The sequence below is a fragment of the Anaerocolumna sedimenticola genome (assembly GCF_009931695.1).
GTDB lineage: Bacteria > Bacillota > Clostridia > Lachnospirales > Lachnospiraceae > Anaerocolumna > Anaerocolumna sedimenticola.
Window position 1 is genome coordinate 27,464 of the sequence record NZ_CP048000.1, and the last position, 21,445, is coordinate 48,908.

Sequence of the window (21,445 nt, forward strand, 5' to 3'; positions counted from 1 at the left end):
ATTTTATGGTTTTGATCTCTACGTATGCACTTCATTTATTATTTGGGTAATATTATTTTATCATAATTTAACATGTGTTTGAAGCAGAATTTACATTTTGTCCTAAATTAGTTTTAAAAAACAGGGAACTTATATAAATTTATTATAAATCCTGTTCCTGTATTCTGATGGTGAGCCGATACAGAACCCTTAAGTTTAATATTCAACTTTCATTATATTTTGAAAATCAAAGTAGTAATTTCGCCAGATTATCCTTATAAACAATATGCAGTTCATGCAGTGCTCTGGTGATCGCCACATATAACAGTTTGGCATCGGCATCACTTGCCTGATATCGTTCCTCATACGGATTCCATAAAATAACCGAATCAAATTCCAAACCTTTTGTCATATGAATGGGAAGCACCATAATACCATTGGTAAAATTCATCTCTTCCATATCTTCCTTAAGGGGTTCTACCGCTACATGTTTACTTAATTTCTCATAAACCTCCCTGGTTTCTTCTATGGTCCGGCAGATAATAGCAATAGTGGTATACCCTCCTTCAAGATTATCATGAATGATCTTTATTGTTTTTTGCAGCATCTCTTTTTCATCCTTAAATCTTCCTACCGATACTTCTTTTCCGTGGCGGATAATCGGCTCGATATCATAGGTTTTAAAGGAGCAGTGTTTTAATACCTTACTGGCATAATTTGAAATTTCCACTGTGTTACGGTAACTCTTGGCAAGGATATAAAATTTATCTTTATCAGGACGGAAAACTTCTTCTTTTAATGTTTCCCAGTCATTCATACCGGTATCATAATGAATATTCTGGGTAATGTCACCCATTATGGTGTAGGTACAGTCTTTAAACAGTTGTTTTAAAACATAAAAAACGGAAACACCAAAATCCTGTGCCTCATCCACAACAATATGGCTTACGAATTCAAAATCTCTGGATATTTTCAGCCGCTTTTTCATATAGGTTAACATGCCTAAATCATACAAATCGATGGATTTATGAATCAGATTATGAATCAGCAGCCTGATAATCCCACTGTCAGGTATTATAAAATTTAACCTGCCATACTCGGACCTATTTTCCGCAAGATCATTTAAGAAACCCATATAGATGTCCATCAGATTGATTTTACTCTGTTTTTTCCCAAAATAATCTTTAAATTTCTTAACTTCAATATTTATTACTTCTTTCTCCTGCTGCTCTTTTTCATTGACCAGGCGTATTTTACTGATTAACCTTTTATTTAGTAAATCTATTTTTTCCTGTAATGGTTTCTCTTTGAAGATGGACAGAAAGTCTAAAATTTCTGTTTTAGAATAGACCTCCTTTTCATGATAAATGATGGATTTGGGTACCAAAGCTTTTAACTCATATTGATTTAAATAGTATTCCAATGCTTTTATAAAATGGATGGATCCTTTAAACCGTTTTAAAGCCACCTCATTATCTGACTGTATTACTGAGTTTAGTTTCACAAAACTATTGCTTAAGTCATATTTGCCCTTTTTCATATTAAAATCCTCATCCAGCAGCTGAATTAAGAATTCTTCCAGAGTCATCTGGTTTATATTATATACATCCAGATTAGGGAGAACTCCGGTAATATAATTTAGAAGCATTTTATTGCTTCCAATGATATAGAATTCATCGGAACGGAATCTGTCCTTATAATTATAAAGGATATACGAGATACGGTGCATGGCAACCGTTGTTTTTCCGCTTCCGGCTACCCCTGAACAATGACACTATGCCAGGGTGTATCTCTTATTATCTCATTCTGCTCTTTTTGAATGGTTGCAATGATTTCCCCCAACACCACTTCTTTATTTTTACCAAGGTATTTTGTCAGGAATTCATCATTTGCAATTACATCCGTATCATAAAAATCCACTAATTTACTGTCTGATATTTCAAAGGTACGTTTTAAATTTAGTATAATATATATGGGATCGCCAAATGGTGAAAGGTAGGAACTTTCCCCTATGTCACTGTCATAATAGACACTGGAAACCGGTGCTCTCCAATCAATAATAATCATTTCCGTACTGGTTTTACTGATACCATTCTTACCAATATAAAGGGAGAAATCTTTCTGATCCGTATTATCTCTGGGTTGGGTTATGTTCTCCCCTTGTTCCATATAATCAATACGTCCGAAAAACGGCTTTTTTAGTGCTGCCATATTTTTATACAGAGTACGCTCTATCTGGGATTGCATACTAAGCCCGATTACCAGATCATTATGAAGCTCCGGATTATCGGAACGGTAATTATCATAGAGTTCTTTGGTTTCAACTTTGATTTCTGTAAGTTTACGGATGTTTTCATCAATATTTTTCTGAATTACCGCTACACATCCTGCCAAATGTTTTTCTTCTTTTTTCCACTCACTTCTTAGCTCTTCATGTCTCGACATGAAATGGTCGTCTTCCATTTTTAATTCTTCCATGATACCCTCCTTATAGGTCTTTTGCGAACTAATTGTTTAAGTTCGAAATATATGCGGCAGAAAACTGACGCATGGTAAGTTTTACGATAGAAATGCTTACTCTTATCGTATGTTTAACATAATAATGGATTTTTTATTTTAATACTAGACTTTTATTTTTAAATATGTTAAGATGTATCATGAAGTCTGCCTTAAAATATCCGATTTCAAACGGATATTTTCGGTAGCTTTTTTTTTATGGACCTACGAACACAATGTAAGTACTTTCCGGATTATTCCCTTTTTCCCCCATTTACTATCTGGTTAAATCAAAACACCGGGATGCGCGAAGTAAAATGACATATGTTTTTTTATATAGTAACTACTCGAATTTGTTATTGTGTTAATAAATTAACAATGTTATAATACACTTTGAAGTTAAAAACACATTTCACGACATGGAGGAATATATTATGATGAGATACACATTACCAAGAGATATGTATTATGGCGACGGTGCACTGGAACAACTTAAATATATAAAAGGTAAAAAAGCTATCCTTATCTTAGGCGGCGGTTCCATGAAGAAATTTGGTTTTGTAGATAAAGTAGTTAATTATTTAACAGAAGCTGGAATTGAAACCAGACTTTTTGAAAATGTAGAACCAGATCCTTCTGTTGAAACAGTTATGAAGGGTGCCGCAGCCATGAGAGAATTTGAACCGGACTGGATTATTGCTATGGGCGGCGGATCTCCTATTGACGCAGCAAAAGCTATGTGGGTTTTTTATGAATATCCTGATACTACCTTTGAAGAAATTATTCAACCTTTCTCATTTCCAACCTTAAGACAGAAAGCCCAGTTTATAGCAATTCCATCTACTTCCGGAACTGCAACCGAAGTAACTGCATTTGCTGTAATTACTGATTATGCGAAAGGCATTAAATATCCTTTAGCCGATTTTAATATCACTCCTGATATTGCAATCGTTGATCCTTCTTTAGCAGAAACCATGCCTGCTACTTTAACCGCACATACCGGTATGGATGCATTGACCCATGCTGTTGAAGCTTATGTATCTACCCTTAACAGTCCTTTTACCGATCCTCTTGCAGTAAAAGCAATTCAAATGGTATTTGAATATCTTCCTGCTTCCTATAAAGGAGACAAAACTGCCAGAGAACAGATGCATTATGCACAATGTATGGCAGGACAGGCTTTCTCTAACGCATTGTTAGGTATCGTACATTCCATGGCACACAAAACCGGAGCAGCTTTTTCAACCGGACATATTCCACACGGATGCGCTAATGCTATCTATCTTCCATATGTAATTAAATTTAATGCAAAATGTGCAGAAAGCCGTTATGCAGATATCGCAAGAAGTCTTGGAATAACGGGAACGGATGCAGAATGTGTAAAAGCACTTTGTGATAAAATAGATGAATATAATGTAAAATTAAATATTCCAAAAACCTTAAAAGAATTTGGAATTAAAGAAGACGAATTCTTAGAAAAAGTAAAAACAATTGCTGAGCTTGCTATCAGCGATGCATGTACAGGTTCTAACCCAAGATCTATCACTCCTGAAGAAATGGAAAAATTATTAACCTGCACTTATTATGGAACAGAAGTAAACTTCTAATATTTAAGCCAGATTGGCCTAGCAGCGAAACTAGGCCAATCTTTTTAATATAAAACATCTACCTTAGGTGTGTCGATAAATTTCATGGTCAAAATTAATCATTTCTACACCTTTTACTAGCATTCTTTAACTGTACTGCCAGCACTATCAGCACTGATAGTACTATCAGTGCTATTGTTACCACTGGGGTTATCAGCACTGTCAGCCTGAGCCGGCACTATGGGTATTAGCGGTGCTACGGGTAAATCCGGTAAAAAAGTGTCTATAACAGATAAATCCGGCAGGATAGTCAATTTTGCTTCCAATGTTAATTCCAGCCTGGTAATACCGTATATCATAGCCTGTACTGAATCATTTACAGCAATTAAATTATTTACAGTAACACCCGGCCTGATAATAGCTGCCTGTATTTTCTCCCCCTCAGCATTCAGTATATGTGCCAGTGCAGTTTTCTGTAATGCGGTAGATTCTATTATGTCTGTGATTGCCCGTTCTCTTGTACCGAATCCCGGTATTATGAAAGGCATACTCATAACTATCACCCCTTTTCAAGCAATCTTTTCCGAAACATATAAGTTATATGTCTATATATCTTATGTAGAATTTACTCATATGTTAATGGAATCGACATAATATAATTAATTTTCTCCCATTATTTACTTTTAAGCTTTTTTTCGAGTTTCTAATATATATAGTCCTGCATATATTAATATATATTTATCGAATATTGTAGAAAATGGAGGGATTATCAATGAACATATTGGAACCGTATGGTTTATTTCCACTTCCTACCGATTCATATATGCTCTATAAAGGAATCGCCTTTGACGGTTGCTACTTTTATCTGACTATGCCCCAAAATTTAAGCATTTCTAAATTTGATATGTCTTTAAGGCAAGTGGATATTATAAAGTTGAATAAACAATACAGCTGCATATGTTATGATAATATTGAAAATTGTTTTTGGGCCTCTGTTGCTAATATAAATGATCTTCTATATAAACTTGATACCGATATGAAAGAAATAGATAGAATACGGATAAATAAATGCACTCGGTTATTCGGCGCCTTATCCGGTTTATCCTTTAATTGCGACAAAAATTTGCTCCTGGTAACATATAAGGATTCCATTATAGAAATACAGAAAAACGGAGATACCAAATGTCTTTCATCTGCACGGAAAGGGTATTACAATGCCGTTTTATCCATAGCCCCCTACTATATTGTTTCCATATATACAGGGAAGGAACCAAACATAGCCCTATTCTCAGATAGTGGAGCCCTGATCGAAGTATTTTCTTTATCTAAAGTATACCGGGTTGAAGATATAATTTTATATTCTGAAAGCGATAAAGAAAAAAAGGAATTGACCATTTTTATTTTAGCAACTAAAAATAACTGCTATCCACGTCTGCTGCAATACCATTTGAACGCCCGCGGTATAGAATTATGCAAATGTAATTATAAATATTCCTATACAACCAACGACCCCCAAAATAAAGAACAAAGTATCAGTGATTTAATCGAATCCATTGCTCTGGTTGAGACCGCTCTGTCTCATATACTCAATGGATTAGGTGAAAAAATTCAGAAGACAAATCAGATGGCTGACAACATTAACGACATGCTGGAAGTGAATAAATCTATTAACAAAACCATAATGAATATCACACAGTTAGAGCATATACTCTATGCCAAATTAGATTCATTAGGTTCCATATCCACGCAGCCTTGTCACAATGATAAAAAAATGCATAAAAAATATGAACTGTCTTAAGTTTACTCACTTGGACAGTTCATATACATTCCTTTTTCGGATATATTACCAATTTTTTAAGATTTTACTTACATCCGATTCCCTCACTTTATTTCGAAGTCCTAATACCAATCCCGGAGAAACGGACAATTCATCAATTCCCATCTTTAAAAATGTTTCGGTTAACGACAAATCCCCCGCCAATTCACCGCAGATACCAATCCACTTGCCATTTTTATGGGCATTGTCAGCGGTTAACTGAATCATACGAAGTATGGCCGGGTGATGAGGATTATAGAATTTGTCCAGTTTCGGATTTTGCCTGTCAATTGCTAAGGTATACTGAGTCAGGTCATTGGTTCCGATACTAAAGAAATCCACTTCCTTAGCAAGTAAATCGCTAATCATAACAGCTGCCGGAGTTTCTATCATAATACCCAGCTCCAGATTATCCTTAAAATCTATGCCGGTTTCAGCCAGTTCGGCTTTTACCTCCTGTATAATTTCTTTAATCTCTTTCACTTCTTCCAATGAAGTAATCATGGGGAACATGATAGCTATATTACCATAAGCGGAAGCTCTGTAAAGGGCTCTCAACTGGGTTTTAAAGATATCCTTTACGGTAAGGCAGATACGGATGGCACGATACCCTAAAGCCGGGTTTTCTTCCAAAGGCAGATCAAAATATCCTACCTGCTTATCAGCCCCAATATCCAAGGTACGGATAATGACTTTTTTGCCAGCCATGCTCTCCGCCACATATTTATAGATAGCAAACTGTTCATCTTCCGTGGGAAAAGTATCCTTTTCCAGATATAAGAATTCACTGCGGAATAATCCAATTCCTCCCGCATCATTTTTAAGGACGGCTCCGATATCCGTGGAATTGCCGATATTGGCATAGATATTAATTTTTTTACCGTCAATCGTTATATTCTCCTGACCCCTTAATTTCTGTAAGAGAATCTTTTTCTCTTCATCCTGCTTTTTCTTAACTTCCATTTCTTTTAAAACGTTTTCTTCCGGTTCTATATAAATTGTTCCGGTAAATCCATCGATAATGGCATACTTACCGTCATATTCCTGTTTTAATTCCTCACCGATACCGATAACAGCAGGAATATTCATGGTTCGCGCTAATATAGCAGTATGGGAGTTTGTGGAGCCCTGCCTGGTTATAAACGACAATACCATATTTTTGTCCAGTTGGATTGTTTCGCTGGGCGCTAAATCATCTGCAGCAATAATAACCGGCTCCGTTAATTTAAATCTGCCATCCTCTTCTTTATTAAGAACTCTGACGATGCGGTTTGAAATATCCAAAACATCAGCCGCGCGTTCTTTCATATATTCATCTTCCATGGTAGAAAACATCTGGGAAAAATTATCTCCTGTAACGCCTACTGCATATTCCGCATTTACACCCTGGGTTAATATGATATTTTTTATGGAATCCAGATAATCCAAATCTTCAATCATCATCTGGTGAACCTGTACAATGGCAGCATTAGCTTCTCCCACTTCTGTCAGGGCTTTTTTATAAAGTTCATCTAATTGTAATAACGCAGTCTGTTTGGCATTATCGAAACGGGTGACTTCTTCTTCCGGTTTATCTACCTTATAACGTTTTATTTTTTCATTTGATTTTTTATAAAAAGCAATTTTGCCGATAACAATTCCACCAAAAACGCTTTTACCTTTTATTACCTCCATAAAACTCCTCCATACATTTAAGGTTTTATATATAGATAATTGCGAAACAAGATAATTGTATTTATATACCATACAATTAATACAATTTCAGAGTTGAATCTTGCCCAAAGGGCAACTGAAGATATGAAATTCGTATTAATGGTATGGTATATTCATAAAACTATATAGTTTCGCAATAACCTAAAGGTTGGCTTCAAAAAATTTTTTTAAAGAATCATATGCGGCTTCTTCATCAGTACCATCCATTTTAACGGTTACCGTATCTCCATTTTTAACTCCCAAACCCATCAATGCAAACAATCTCTTAATATCTGCCGTTTTATCACCTTTTATTATGGTTATGTTCGAGGTAAATTTCCCTGCTTCTTTCACTAACATTCCTGCAGGCCTTGCGTGAATACCAAGTTCATCTTTAATTGTATAGTCGAATTCCTTCATTTTTTATTCTCCTTTTTGATTGAAAGAAACTGTTATATTTAATCTGCACCACTGAAACGACTTATAATTTTAAAATACATCTTAAATATAACAGTTTCTCTGAATTTTTATAATACGCTTTAAATATCCAGTAAATAATATTAACCAGTGATTCTGCTGATGTTCGGATTATTATAATCCTTTTCTACAGCTTTTAACATTATTTATTATTTCAGTAATTTATTATTTTAATTTTATATATTTTTAAATCATTATTTTATTTGCTTATTTTTATGATCGGCTCTTTTTCTTTAACCTCTCCTGTGATAATACCTTTTACCTGCTTATAATCTGTTGTATTGGTAATGATAACCGGTGTAATGACCGGATAACCTTCCAATTTAATATTTTCCATATCAAATTCTACCAACAAGTCTCCGGTTTTAACGTGTTCTCCGGTTTTTACATGAGTTGTATAATGCTTGCCGTTTAGCTGCACCGTATCAAGACCAATATGAATCAGGATTTCCACCCCATTATCCGATGTGATACCAATTGCGTGTTTTGTCTCAAAGACAGTGGATACAGTACCCTCTATGGGAGCCACTGCTCTTCCCTTTGTTGGTTCAATGGCAATACCGTTGCCTAACATACCGCTGGAAAATACGCCGTCACTTACTTTTTCCAACGTGACTGCTTTCCCTTCGATCGGTGAAAAAATGGTTATTTCTTTTTCTTCTCTCATTTCATTTCCCCCTGTAACATCAACCTTGTCTTTTATCTCATTCCGGACCGGCGTTTCTTCCTGTTCAGATATTTCATCTTCTGTCTCTAAACCATTGCCGCCATGACTTAAATAATCCTCCAGGTTTGATTTAATTACCGTAACCCTCGGTCCGTATATAACCTGAATTCCGTTACCTTTTTTAATTACTCCGGCCGCGCCGCTTTTCTTTAGATCTTCTTCTTTAATTATATTCGAATTATTTACCGTAATACGTAATCTTGTTGCACAACAGTCAACATCACTGATATTACCGCTTCCGCCAAGACCCCGGACAATTAATGCAGATACCTCATCACTTCCGGCTGTTTTATCCTTTGCTTTATTTTCCTTAGCAGCATTTACGTCAGCTCTGGTATATAACTTTGTTTCCTGGTCATCATCTTCACGCCCCGGCGTTTTAAAATTAAATTTTAAGATTAAGAACTTAAATAAGAAATAATAAACAATGAAATAAACAATACCTACTAAAACAATATTGATCCAATTTGTTTTTGCATTGCCCTGTAAGATTCCAAACAGAAACATATCAATAAAACCGCCGGAGAATGTCATACCTACACCTACATTAAGCATATGCATGAACATATAAGCCGCACCTGCAAAAACACAGTGTATCACATAAAGGATTGGAGCAACAAAAAGGAAAGTAAATTCTATGGGTTCTGTGATACCGGTTAAAACTGAAGTTAATGCGGCTGAAATAAGTAACCCGCCGACAACTTTTTTCTTACTGTCCTTAGCACAGTGATACATGGCAAGTGCTGCCCCCGGTAACCCAAAAATCATAAACGGGAATTTTCCTGACATAAATCTGGTAGCTTCTACGTTAAAATGAACGATATCCTTCGCTCCTAATTCAGCAAAGAAAATATTCTGGGCCCCTTCTATTACCTGACCGCCAATCGTTGCGGTCCCGCCCACTGCTGTCTGCCAGAATGGCAGATAAAATACATGATGTAAACCAAAGGGTATTAATGCTCTTTCCATGATTCCGTATAACATAGTACCTGCATAACCGGAATTACGAACTAAATTACCTACGGAGTAAATACCGCTCTGTACCGTTGGCCATATATAAAACATTAAAATGCCAACACCTAAATAAACAATTGCCGAAATAATCGGAACAAATCTGGTACCGCCAAAGAAAGACAATACCTGTGGTAGTTCTATTTTATAAAAACGGTTGTGTAAGGCGGCAACTCCAAGTCCAACAATAATACCGCCGAAAACCCCCATCTGCAGGGATGTAATACCCAAGACGGAAGCTGTGGAACCGGCTAACATAGCTTCCGTTCCGCCGTTAATTTCAATCATGGCACCAATGGACGCATGCATGATAAAGAATGCAATCGCACCTGCTAACGCTGCAACCTCTTTTTCTTTTTTAGCCATACCGATTGCAACACCAATGGCAAATATGACAGGAAGATTATCAAATACTATGGAACCCGCTGCTTTAAGCACTGTGAGTATTGCATAAGCAAAGGTGCCGGGCCCTAATATATTTAATAAATTATAGGTCTCTAACATGGTTTCATTCGTAAAGGATCCACCGATACCTAAAAATAAACCTGCTATAGGTAATATAGCAATTGGCAGCATAAAGGATCTGCCGACACGTTGTAAAACTCCAAACAGTTTGTCTTTCATTCAAGATTCCTCCAAATTGTTGATTAATAATTTTGCTTTCGAAAATAACCGAAACAGTTAAACCGGAAGAAACACGCTTTTCGAGTTTCTCCGGTTCGCGTGTCCGTTCGAATTATTGCAAGCAAGCTTGCTAATTCTCACTTTGCTTTCGCGTAAACCGGAAGAAACACGCTTCGCGAGTTTCTCCGGTTCGCGTGCGCGTTCGAATTATTGCAAGCAAGCTTGCTAATTCACACTTTGCTTTCATGTAAACCGGAAGAAACACGCTTCGCGAGTTTCCCCGGTTCGCGTGCGCGTTCGAATTATTGCAAGCAAGCTTGCTAATTCTCACTTTGCTTTCGCGTAAATAAAAAAAGACCCAATTATTCCTAATTAGGTCTTGCCTGCATAACCAGTCACAATCCATCTTTATTCCATGGTAATTCTCTTCAAATGTATTGTTAAAAACATCATTTCTTCCCCAGTCAATTCCCGGTGAAATTTTTCTTTAATGTAATTATTGATGATTTCAGCACATTGGTAATCCTTACTATAACTTGTTTTAATCATCTTCTGCAGCTGAAAGTCATCATCCTTAACCGTCTTATTTTGAAATAACCTTTGGCCAAAATATTTTAAATGGGTGATAAACCTCTCATAATGCAAAGATTCTTCATCCAGTTCAATTTTATAATAATTTTTTGTCAGCTCTAAAATATCCTGGATCAAAGTTGTTATTTTCATCATATCACTAATATTGGTATCTAATTCCGCATTTACGATATGAAGTGCTATAAAACCGGCTTCATCTTCCAAAAGATCCACACCAAGTCTGTCTTTAATGATATCTAATGCACGCAAACCCATTTGATATTCAGTTTGATAAAACTTTTTTATTTCCCATAAAAGAGCATTCTTATACTCCAGTTTTAAGCGCTGTCTTTCAATTGCAAAACTTAAGTGATCTGTTAAAGTTATATAAATATTATCATTTAATTTTTTATTCAAATGTAATTTAATATCTTCAATTATTTCCGTACAGACCTGAATGTGCTCTAATGGTATATTATCCACCAAACTCTGCAGTTTATTCAGCATAGACTTAGAAGACATGCTATATATCTTTTCAATTTTACTTTCTTCTGCTATATCATTACTTTTCTTTTGAAAGCCAATGCCAGGACCTCTTAAAATAATTTCTTCGCCTTTCTCATTAACAGAACATACAAAATTGTTATTTATAATTTTTGTTATCTTATACATTCCTAGTCCTCGCATTCATTTGAACAAAGTATCGGCACGTTTATATTTCGCGCTGTCTACTTAAGTGACAATTTCCTTATACGATAAAAAAGACCTAACCTCGTAATATTATGTTATTACCAAGTCGGTCTTGCCTGTGTAAACAGTCACAATCCTATTTATTAACTTTCGAATATGATTTTAACATTATGCAATTATATTGTCAACTACTAATTGGATTAGTAAATAATGTTATTATTGTAACCTGTTTCATTTATTTTATACAAAATTTTAAAATATCCATGTAATAGCTGCTGCCCTAACTAAATTAGTATTGTAGTACCTATTTACATGGATATTTTTCAATGACCATAAAAGTTAATTAAATTTAATACCCGAAACTTAAATGGTTAACATTTTACAGCAGTTTATTAAATTCATCCGCTACAAATTGTACTTTTGGTCCGATAACCACCTGTACACTGGTCTTACTAGGCCTTATAACACCTGCAACACCGGCAGATTTAATCTTTTTCTCATTAACTCTGGTATAGTCTTTAATTTCTAGACGAAGCCTGGTAACACAATTATCTACACTGGTAACGTTCTCTTTGCCGCCCAGACCCTCTAATATAATTGCTGCAACTGCCGTAAAGTCGTTGTTTGCTAAATTAACTTTAAGTTCATCTTCCTCATCGTCTTCCCTGCCCGGTGTCTTAAGATTAAATGCCTTAATCACAATTCGGAAAACAAAGTAGTAAATTACACTGAATCCTACACCGACCGGAAGTAATAATAACGGATTTAATGCCATAGGCGAACGGAAACTAAGAATATAGTCAATTAAACCGGCGCTGAAATTAAATCCTGCTCTTGCCGGAAGCAGTGCAACGATCGCTGCGGAAATACCAGTTAATAATGCATGCACAACATATAATACAGGTGCTAAAAACATAAAAGAAAATTCCAAAGGTTCCGTAACACCGGTTAAGAAAGAACAAAGAGCAGCTGATGCTAACAGGCCGGCTGCAATCTTTTTATTTTTTGTCTTCGCAGTATGGTACATAGCCAGAGCGCCACCTGGCAAACCAAACATCATTATCGGGAAGAAACCTGACATGTACATGCCTGTCTTACCAAGTTCACCTTTACCTGCCCAGAAATTAGCCAGATCATTAATCCCGGCAACGTCAGACCAAAATACGGAATTAAGGGCATGATGCAGTCCGATTGGAATTAAAAGTCTGTTAAAGAAAGCATAAATACCGGCTCCTAGAGCACCTGTTCCCATTATGGCGATACCAAAAGCAACTAATGCATTATAAACAACCGGCCAGATGAAGAATAAAATTACACTTGCTAAGATAGAAAAACCTGCAGTTACAATGGCAACACTTCTCTTTCCACCGAAAAATGACAGATAATCCGGTAATTTGGTATTTTTAAACCTGTTGTAACAGGACGAACCGATTAAACCGGATAGGATTCCGATAAACGCATTCTGAATATGGCTGAATGCAGGATCAGCTTCCGCGCCTGTATACATGGCAATTGCATCACTGGCAAGTAAAGTTGTAATTAATAACCAGGAAACTAAACCGGCGAGTGCAGAAGTCCCGTCTTTGTCATCAGCCATTCCAATTGCTACGCCAATGGCAAATAATAATGGTATATTGTTAATTAAAGCTCCGCCGCCTTTTACAAGGAAGGCCGCTACTACGTTATTGGATCCCCATCCTGTTGGATCGATCCAATAGCCGATTCCCATTAAAATACCTGCAGCTGGAAGGGTGGCAACCGGTAACATTAAAGATTTTCCCAGTCTTTGAAGATACTTCATCATAATAAACTCCTCCTTTATAGTGCTGTATTATTACAGCTAATAGAATTCGAATATCACTTATGTATTTTCTTAAATCTTCCTGTGTACCATTAAGCCTTTGTTTTTTAAGAAACACCTTTGTACCTAAAAAAAACCAAACCTTATGAAATAGCCCTATGATTTCATAAAATTTGGTCTTGCCTGCTCTACCAGTAACAACCCTATTATATAGATATTCGCCATTTAGTCATTTTATGCATATTATCTTTAATTTTATTTTTAATTTTAAATACTTTTTACCACTGAAATTAACAAACAACGTTTTTTCATATACATATAGCTTATATTATTTAATATATATTAATATTTTTTAGGCATCTTATATATTTACCCTACTTACACTTTTAATTTTCCTACTTTTCAAAAACTTCTGATAAAAGTCCTTATCAATATAAAGTTATGCAGGTATTTATGAAGTAACCGCTCAAGTTGACATTATCTCCCAGTGGGCATATAATACAGGAAAGAAATTCTTAATAAGTTAAAAGAGATAACGAAAGGAATAGGTAAATTAGAATGAAAGTAAAGTCAAGCCACTATTTAAAACAGGCAAAACCGTTACTGAAGTCTCTTCTGGACAGTCTGCTCGAACATTACGGTTATGCTTCCATACTTGCATCGGATTCCAAAGCCATGATTTACAGTGTATCAAATCGGGGAACCACTATTTCGGAAGATGATATTTTAAGCGGGCGTGGATTTGTAGCGAAAGTTTATGACGGAACCAGTTATGGAGAATACTCATTTAATGAAATTACCATGGATAAGATTCCCCATATACTTAATGAGATTCATAATAGTGTAATACCCTTAAAAAAACATCTCCCTGCCGGTATTAAGGAAAGTGAATATAAGGTACTTTCAGATGAAGCAAAAACTATAGAAGAAAGCACCGAATACATACAAAATCCGGAAGAACTGGGAGATGAAAAAATCATAGGACTTTTAACCAAATTAAGCGAGGAGGGCAGAGCTTTTGACGAAAAAATATTAGACTGTTCTGCTTCTTTAAGATATCAACAGCTTCATAAATTGTTTTTATCAAAAAATAAGGATATGGAACAGAATATTTTATGGACAACCGGAAGTCTCATGGTTATGGCCTCCAGAGGAGAAGAAATAAAGTATTATTTTAAAGGTTACTCGAATCTGGGAGGAACGGAAATGCTGTCCGAAATGAGAGAGGACGTAAAGGCCGCAGCTAAAACCGCACTGGAATTGTTAGACAGTGAACCCATTAAACCAGGGGAATATGACTGCATCTGTACTCCGGAAGTTACCGGAATGATCGTACATGAAGCTTTTGGCCACGGTGTTGAAATGGATATGTTTGTTAAAGACCGTGCGTTAGCTAAACAGTATATTGGCGAATACGTAGCTTCCCCCCTTATTACCATGCATGATGGAGCTGCTGCAGCAAATGAGACGGCGACTTACTTCTTTGATGATGAGGGTGTTATGTCCCGGGATACTATTATTATAGATAAAGGTATTTTAAAACGGGGTATCAGTGACAGCCAGACAGCTATGTTTTTATCCACACCGCCAACCGGTAACGGCAGGCGTGAAAGTTATGAAAGAAAAGCTTATACCAGAATGACCAATACTTATTTTGAAGCCGGAAAAGATAAACTGGAGGATATGATTGCTTCTGTTTCACATGGATTTTTATTGGAAAATGCAAGCAGCGGTATGGAAGATCCCAAAAACTGGGGAATTCAATGTATGGTTAATATAGCAAGAGAAATCAAAGACGGAAAACTGACTGGAAAAATTTATTCCCCAATTGTTTTAACCGGTTATGTACCTGATTTATTAAAATCCATTTCCATGATATCAGATAATATAAAACTTGGGGCGGAGGTTTCTGCGGTAAAGGTTATAAGGAATGGGTGAAAGTTTCGGATGGAGGTCCTTATATAAAAGCGAAAATTCGTCTTGGATAACAATTTACCCTACAAAGTTGCAAAAAACGTCAGTGGCCTAAAAAACTGATGCTATTAACCTGAAAAATTATAGATAGAAAGGATTGGTGCTATTTGTTACATAAAATATTATCAGCTTTAAAACAAAATAATATATCGGCTTATTTAATAAATGAAAACAGAAATGAATCCGTAGAATTATTTTTTATCAAAAAGAAACTGGACCTAAGAAGGCAAAAAGATGTACATCATTATAACGTAACGGTATATCACGATTTTGATAAAAACGGCATTAAAATGAGAGGTTCTTCTTTTGCCGGTATCTACAGCGGAATGTCAGACGAGGAAGTATACGAAACCATTAAAAAAGCTTATTATGCTGCTTCTTTCGTATGTAATCCTTTCTACGAACTGCCTTCCGGTAAAAAAGAAGAATTAGTAAACATGGATAGTTCTCTGAGTCATAATACTTTGGTTGAAACTGCAGGCAAAATGGCTGAAGCTTTATTTTCTGAGGATATAATGGAAGATACTTTTCTTAATTCCGCCGAACTATTTACGGAAAAGACAACCTGCCATATTATGAATTCTAACGGAATTGATGTAAGTTATGAAAAATATTCGGTTAAAGGTGAGTTTGTAGTGCAATGTATAACTCCCCAGGATGTAGAGACTTACCAGAATTTTTCTTATGATGAACTGGATACGGAAGCTTTAAAGGAAAAGGTAAAGCAGACTCTGGAAATGACGAAAGCACGTGCACAGGCAAAATCTGCCCCTGCTGCCGGTGAATATACCGTTCTGTTATCCGGCAGATATGTAAAGGATATCTTTGATTATTATATCGACCGTTCTTCTGCCAGTATGATCTATCCAAAATATTCCAATTATCAGGTAGGAAGCCAGGTACAGGGAGAGGATCTGTCCGGTGAACTTTTGACAATCACCTTAAAAGCGAAAGACCCTTACAGTAGTGAGGGTATCCCTATGATAAACCGTCCCCTGTTAAAAGACGGTATTTTACAGACCATACACGGAAACAGCCGTTTTTCTTATTACCTCGGCACAAAACCCACCGGAATCTATCATAACTTTTCCGTTCCGTCCGGCACAAAATCTTTTTCGGAAATGAAAACCGGTAAATATCTGCATGTGGTTAACTTTTCCGATTTTCAGATGGATACCTTTTCCGGTCATTTTGCCGGTGAAATCCGCCTTGCCTTTTTAAGTGACGGCGGCAGTGTAACGCCGGTGACCGGCGGATCAATTAACGGCAGTCTCTTAGAAGCACAGAAAAATCTTGTCTTTTCAAAGGAAAAACAGATTGAAAATGGATATGAGGGACCATACGCAGTGAAATTTGAGAAAGTAAATGTTGCCGGAGCTTAATTTCCCATAGATCTATAGGACCGGCTGCACAAATCGTAAATATACAACCCGGAAAAGCGGTTAGGTAAAGATTTTACCTGTAACATTTCCGGGTTAAAATAATACCTTATTCTGTTAACTGCGGTACATCGACTTTAGTTATCTTACACACTTTTCGGTCATACGTCAAAATCCCGTTGACCTCATCCTCCACATCAGAAAGCTGTGTATAAACAGCAGCAGATAAACCCTTTTTAATAAGTTTCTTTATCTCTATGTTATACAACTTCTGAACATCATCATTTAATTGTTCTTTATTTACATAAATTTTATATCCATAAATATTCTGGGAATAGGAATGCCTGGGGACATAACAGACATATCCGGCAAACTCGGATAACACCGCCGCCCGGTTTTCCAAAATCACATCTAATTTCCGGAAATAATTATGGACACTGTTAAAATCACCGCCTTTTTGATCAAACCACCCGCTGGCCTGGTCAATCAGCCTGGTTTTATCCATGCATCGAATTAATTCAACCGCTTTTGCCGCATCAAACTGACCCCAGCCCTCATTGAAGGTTACCCATACCGCTATAGAGGGACAATTATAAAGAAGTGCCACGGTTTTTTTGCATTCATAACACCATTCTTTTCTACCCTTTTTGTTGGCTCTTGCGAATAAATAATAACAATTATCCTTAACTTTGGTAACTAATTTTGGGAATATGGTAGGTAAATACCCACACCAGATCATATTATATTTTCCGCCGCCGTTCACCATATCCTGCCATACGATGATACCTAGTCTGTCACAGTGATAATACCAGCGAAGGGGTTCAATTTTAATATGTTTGCGAAGCATATTAAACCCTAATTCTTTGGTTTTTTGGATATCATAGATTAACGCCTCATCACTGGGAGCCGTATATAATCCATCCGGCCAATACCCCTGATCCAGGATTCCATTGTGAAAGTATGCTTTATTATTAAGGTAAAGTCTGGGAATACCCTCTTCATCCTGTTTAACCTCAAATTTACGCATAGCAAAATAACTCTCTACCTTATCTTCTCCTGCCGTTATAACCATATCATAAAGAAATGGATTTTCCGGGCTCCAAAGTTTAGGTTCTTTTACAGGAATGATGAAACTGGTCCCAAAATCTTTTATTGATTGTATTAATTTCTGGTCCTCATAAATACTAACACGGATATCATTCTCCTGGGTTTTCTTATCCCAGTGATTCATAAAAATCTCCAGTTGAATGCAGCTGTCATCCAAAGATGGTGTGATTCTGATTGATTTGATATATTGTTCCGGCACCCATTCCATCCATACAGTCTGCCATATCCCGCTTTGAGCGGTATAAAACATACCTCCCCGTGCCAGCACCTGTTTTCCCCTGCTGTGATAAGACGTATCCGTTAAATCAATAACCCTTACCGTAATTTTGTTATTCCCTTCCGTAATATATTTGGTAATATCTACAGAAAAAGGCAGATATCCGCCGGTATGTCTCCTTGCTTTATTATTATTGATAAATACTTCACAATATTGGTCTACCGCTCCAAAATGCAAAATACACCTTTTTCCCGCCGGAATTTTATCAATAGAAAGGTTCCTTTCATACCACAAGTAATCCTTAGGAGTTACCTCTCTCACAACACCGGACAAGATACTTTCCGGAGAAAACGGTACCAGAATCTTACCATCAAATTTAACCGGTTTTTCTTTCTTTCTCGTAATACAATAATCCCAATATCCATTTAAGATGGTATAATTATCTCTCTTTAACTGCGGTCTGGGGTACTCTTCCAATATATGATCCGCATCCAGTTCTTCTCCCCATTTCGTATACAATTGATTATACGGTATCTTTTTCTTAGACAGCATAAATGTTTTAACCACATCTTTTATTTTCATTATATCACCTATAACCTACTTTATGAATCTACATTGCCAATATATGCCCGTATCTCATAACAAATATTTATAATCCATTTTATTTATTGCATATATTTATAATTCTTATTCACTTTAACATAGAATTCACGGATTTTACAATTTAAATTCACAATTATATTATACGACAGGAGTAAAATCATGTTCCTATCAGTAATACCGCTAACCTTTTTTCTGGCAGCAGTTCTTTTGGTATCCAACAGCTAGGAAAAAAAATCAACCTTTAAAATTTGATTAATAAGGTATATAATAGGTTATTCTAATTAATATTATCGTCCGAACAAAGACAGACAGGAGCAGTTATGAGAAGAAAAGACCATGAAGTAAGTAATATTGATGATATTATAGCTATTATGAAAAAATGTGATGTATGCCAGTTAGCTCTTTTTGATGAGGAATACCCTTATATCGTTCCTTTAAATTTCGGTTTTTCTTATGATGGTACAAATATAGCTTTGTACTTTCATGGAGCTAATGCCGGTAAAAAACTGGATTTAATAAAGAATAACAATAAAGTTGCCTTTGAAATGGATTGTTCTCATAAATTAATTAAAGGTGAAGGGGCCTGTGAGTGTACCATGGAATATGAGAGCGTCTGCGGCAACGGAACTATTGAATTAGCAGAGGGTGATGAAAAGATTACGGCATTAACCTGCCTTATGAAACAATACTCTTCAGAAAGTACTTTTCAATTTAATGAAAAACTGGTTAATGCCGTTACTGTTTTAAAATTAAAAGTTAATAATATTACGGGAAAAAGATTAAGCCGTTCCTGATTTTAAAGATGACATTTAAACACATCATAAACATACTCCATTGTTTACTCGTTACGACTTATATTTATTATATGTCCTGCCAATAATAAAAACCATTATTCCATCATAAAGTTGGTTACACCGATATTCTTTAAAGTAACAATAGGTTTGCATTTTCCGGTCATTTTGTAATTTCCGGCAGGACATACGATTAATACATAGCATCCTTCATAAGGAACATGGAATTCGAAACAGCCATATCCGGTTATTTTCTCACAATATAACAGTGTTTTCATGTCATTACATAATTTATACAGTTTTACTTCCCATTTATGAGTTCTGCAGCAGTTACATCCCCAGATACACCCGATAATTACTCCCGGTGTGATCAGACATTCCGGGCATTCCGGACATTCCGGACAAGCTGGGCAAGCTACAGGTTCTGCTGCTATCGGGACTGGAATCGGTACCGGAAATGCTACATACTCTGTAGTTGGCTCCGGACAAGCCGGACATTCCGGACATGTCGGGCAGGGTTCCGGTTCCGGACATGTTGGACATGCCGGGCAGGGTTCCGGTTCCGGACATGTTGGACATACCGGGCAGGGTTCCGGTTCCGGACATGTTGGACATGCCGGGCAGGGTACTGGCTCAGGACATGCCGGACAGGGCTCCGGTTCCGGACATATCGGGCAGGGTACTGGTTCCGGACATATCGGGCATTCCGGACATTCCATAACCGGCGGTGCCGGTGGAGGTGTTACCGGCGGTGTGACTGGTGGTGCCGGTGGTGTGACCGGTGGTACTGGTGGTGTGACTGGCGGTGCAGCTTCTGCACAGACAAGACCGCCTACAAACGGATAATAATGAAATTCAAATCCACTGTTTGCATTTACGGCAAAGGCACGAAGTGCAACATTACCGCTTACATGACCACCGGTAGGATGAGCATGGAACATGGCCTGCGGTGCTAAGATACTGCCCCAGATATCAGAAGATTTTTCCATATGGATATTCGCAGCATCCTCAAAGACATAGAGGGTTTGGCCGGCTCTTCTTTCCTCTCCGTAAACTCCGTATTGCAAGTGGGCATTACTGCCCGTTCTTAAACGTACAATTACCAGACTGCCCGAAGGCACTTCTGCTCTAAGCCCTTTTGTCAATAAACCGTTTGGTCTTACATCAACTAAGAATACATTCTGACGCGGATCATTACCTCTAAGAATTAATTCATAATTATTATCTACTACCGTGCCGTTAACCTCCAGAGATTCAATACAGTCCATATAATATTCCATATTTTCCCTTGCATTTTGAAAAAATAACGGAAGATTTGCTCCAATCCTGTAAGTCGGAATAAAACGCGGTACATCATAACTCGGAACTATATAATGGTCTCCCTTATCGCTAACGGTCCAATACGGACTTCCGCCCGCTGCCTGGTATAAATATTCCAGTTCCCTGCTTTGGTCTGCAGTACCATCCTTACCAATTAAATAAGTACTTCCTTTCGCAGTACGGAAACCGCCTCCCACTACAACATGGCCGATAACCACCAGCGGGCCACTCATGGTAACATTACCGCCTGCCAAAAATCTTACTAAGTCCGGTGAATAACCAATTTGATTTCTGGAATCTCTTTCGAATCCTACACTTAATCCCCTTGGACTATTAAAGCTTCCGCCTATTACCATGGGACCTTCCACATCAATAATGTTATTGGCATCATTAAATACAATTACATTAAACCGAGAAGCCAGACCAAAGGGCTGACCCTCTATATTATACCAAGTGATATCATCATAAGGTACTCCTACACCTGTTACAGCTGCATTTCCATAATTATTATAATCCATACTAACTCCTGTAAAACTACCTTGGATTACTTTGAATCCTTATTCTCATTTCAGTTTATTCTACAGG

General features: G+C 36.8%; 15 protein-coding genes. 5 read left to right on the plus strand and 10 right to left on the minus strand.

The features are described 5' to 3' along the window. Window positions 1–226 precede the first annotated feature (226 nt). Entirely contained in the window at window positions 227–1,708 is a 1,482-nt protein-coding gene (locus tag Ana3638_RS27215) for a HelD family protein (protein WP_456298142.1), read from the minus strand. A 26-nt stretch (window positions 1,709–1,734) separates the two neighbouring features. After that, window positions 1,735–2,457, minus strand: a complete 723-nt coding sequence (locus Ana3638_RS00105; protein WP_161835951.1) for a helicase domain-containing protein — start codon at window positions 2,455–2,457, stop codon at window positions 1,735–1,737. 452 nt (window positions 2,458–2,909) lie between these two features. Here Ana3638_RS00105 and Ana3638_RS00110 point away from each other — a divergent pair, with 452 nt between their 5' ends. Further along, window positions 2,910–4,082 (plus strand): iron-containing alcohol dehydrogenase, encoded by a 1,173-nt coding sequence (locus Ana3638_RS00110; RefSeq protein WP_161835953.1) that lies wholly within the window; start codon window positions 2,910–2,912, stop codon window positions 4,080–4,082. Between the two features lie 116 nt (window positions 4,083–4,198). Here the strand turns inward: Ana3638_RS00110 and Ana3638_RS24530 are convergent, their stop codons facing one another. Further along, complete coding sequence (locus tag Ana3638_RS24530) at window positions 4,199–4,615, minus strand: hypothetical protein (RefSeq protein WP_202621541.1); 417 nt, start codon at window positions 4,613–4,615, stop codon at window positions 4,199–4,201. Between the two features lie 218 nt (window positions 4,616–4,833). Here Ana3638_RS24530 and Ana3638_RS24535 point away from each other — a divergent pair, with 218 nt between their 5' ends. Next, window positions 4,834–5,859, plus strand: coding sequence for a hypothetical protein (locus tag Ana3638_RS24535; protein ID WP_202621542.1), 1,026 nt, complete (start codon window positions 4,834–4,836; stop codon window positions 5,857–5,859). Window positions 5,860–5,904: 45 nt separating this feature from the next. Here the strand turns inward: Ana3638_RS24535 and ptsP are convergent, their stop codons facing one another. The 5 genes from ptsP to nagE all read right to left on the minus strand — a co-directional run bounded on the left by ptsP (window position 5,905) and on the right by nagE (window position 13,472). Beyond that, window positions 5,905–7,551, minus strand: a complete 1,647-nt coding sequence (gene ptsP / locus Ana3638_RS00125) for a phosphoenolpyruvate--protein phosphotransferase (RefSeq protein ID WP_161835955.1) — start codon at window positions 7,549–7,551, stop codon at window positions 5,905–5,907. A gap of 180 nt (window positions 7,552–7,731) precedes the next feature. Further along, window positions 7,732–7,989 (minus strand): HPr family phosphocarrier protein, encoded by a 258-nt coding sequence (locus Ana3638_RS00130; protein WP_161835957.1) that lies wholly within the window; start codon window positions 7,987–7,989, stop codon window positions 7,732–7,734. A 256-nt stretch (window positions 7,990–8,245) separates the two neighbouring features. Further along, window positions 8,246–10,408 carry a PTS transporter subunit IIABC gene (locus Ana3638_RS00135; RefSeq protein ID WP_161835959.1) on the minus strand — a complete coding sequence of 721 codons (2,163 nt, stop codon included), beginning with the start codon at window positions 10,406–10,408 and terminating at the stop codon, window positions 8,246–8,248. A gap of 408 nt (window positions 10,409–10,816) precedes the next feature. Next, entirely contained in the window at window positions 10,817–11,650 is an 834-nt protein-coding gene (gene licT / locus Ana3638_RS00140; protein ID WP_161835961.1) for a BglG family transcription antiterminator LicT, read from the minus strand. Between the two features lie 397 nt (window positions 11,651–12,047). Further along, the gene (gene nagE / locus Ana3638_RS00145) at window positions 12,048–13,472 is read right to left on the minus strand and encodes an N-acetylglucosamine-specific PTS transporter subunit IIBC (RefSeq protein ID WP_202621543.1); all 1,425 of its coding nucleotides are present in this window, start codon (window positions 13,470–13,472) and stop codon (window positions 12,048–12,050) included. 555 nt (window positions 13,473–14,027) lie between these two features. Here nagE and Ana3638_RS00150 point away from each other — a divergent pair. Both Ana3638_RS00150 and Ana3638_RS00155 read left to right on the plus strand, forming a co-directional pair. Continuing rightward, window positions 14,028–15,407: a TldD/PmbA family protein gene (locus Ana3638_RS00150; protein ID WP_281352859.1), complete on the plus strand. Its 1,380-nt coding sequence runs from the start codon at window positions 14,028–14,030 to the stop codon at window positions 15,405–15,407. A gap of 143 nt (window positions 15,408–15,550) precedes the next feature. Continuing rightward, window positions 15,551–16,825, plus strand: a complete 1,275-nt coding sequence (locus Ana3638_RS00155; RefSeq protein ID WP_161835963.1) for a metallopeptidase TldD-related protein — start codon at window positions 15,551–15,553, stop codon at window positions 16,823–16,825. Between the two features lie 106 nt (window positions 16,826–16,931). Here the strand turns inward: Ana3638_RS00155 and Ana3638_RS00160 are convergent, their stop codons facing one another. Further along, the gene (locus Ana3638_RS00160; protein ID WP_161835965.1) at window positions 16,932–18,728 is read right to left on the minus strand and encodes a glycoside hydrolase family 2 protein; all 1,797 of its coding nucleotides are present in this window, start codon (window positions 18,726–18,728) and stop codon (window positions 16,932–16,934) included. Window positions 18,729–19,069: 341 nt separating this feature from the next. Between Ana3638_RS00160 and Ana3638_RS00165 the strand changes: the two genes are divergently transcribed. Beyond that, window positions 19,070–19,543, plus strand: coding sequence for a pyridoxamine 5'-phosphate oxidase family protein (locus Ana3638_RS00165; RefSeq protein WP_161835967.1), 474 nt, complete (start codon window positions 19,070–19,072; stop codon window positions 19,541–19,543). 95 nt (window positions 19,544–19,638) lie between these two features. Here the strand turns inward: Ana3638_RS00165 and Ana3638_RS00170 are convergent, their stop codons facing one another. After that, window positions 19,639–21,378, minus strand: coding sequence for a collagen-binding domain-containing protein (locus Ana3638_RS00170; protein WP_161835968.1), 1,740 nt, complete (start codon window positions 21,376–21,378; stop codon window positions 19,639–19,641). Between the last annotated feature and the right edge of the window lie 67 nt (window positions 21,379–21,445).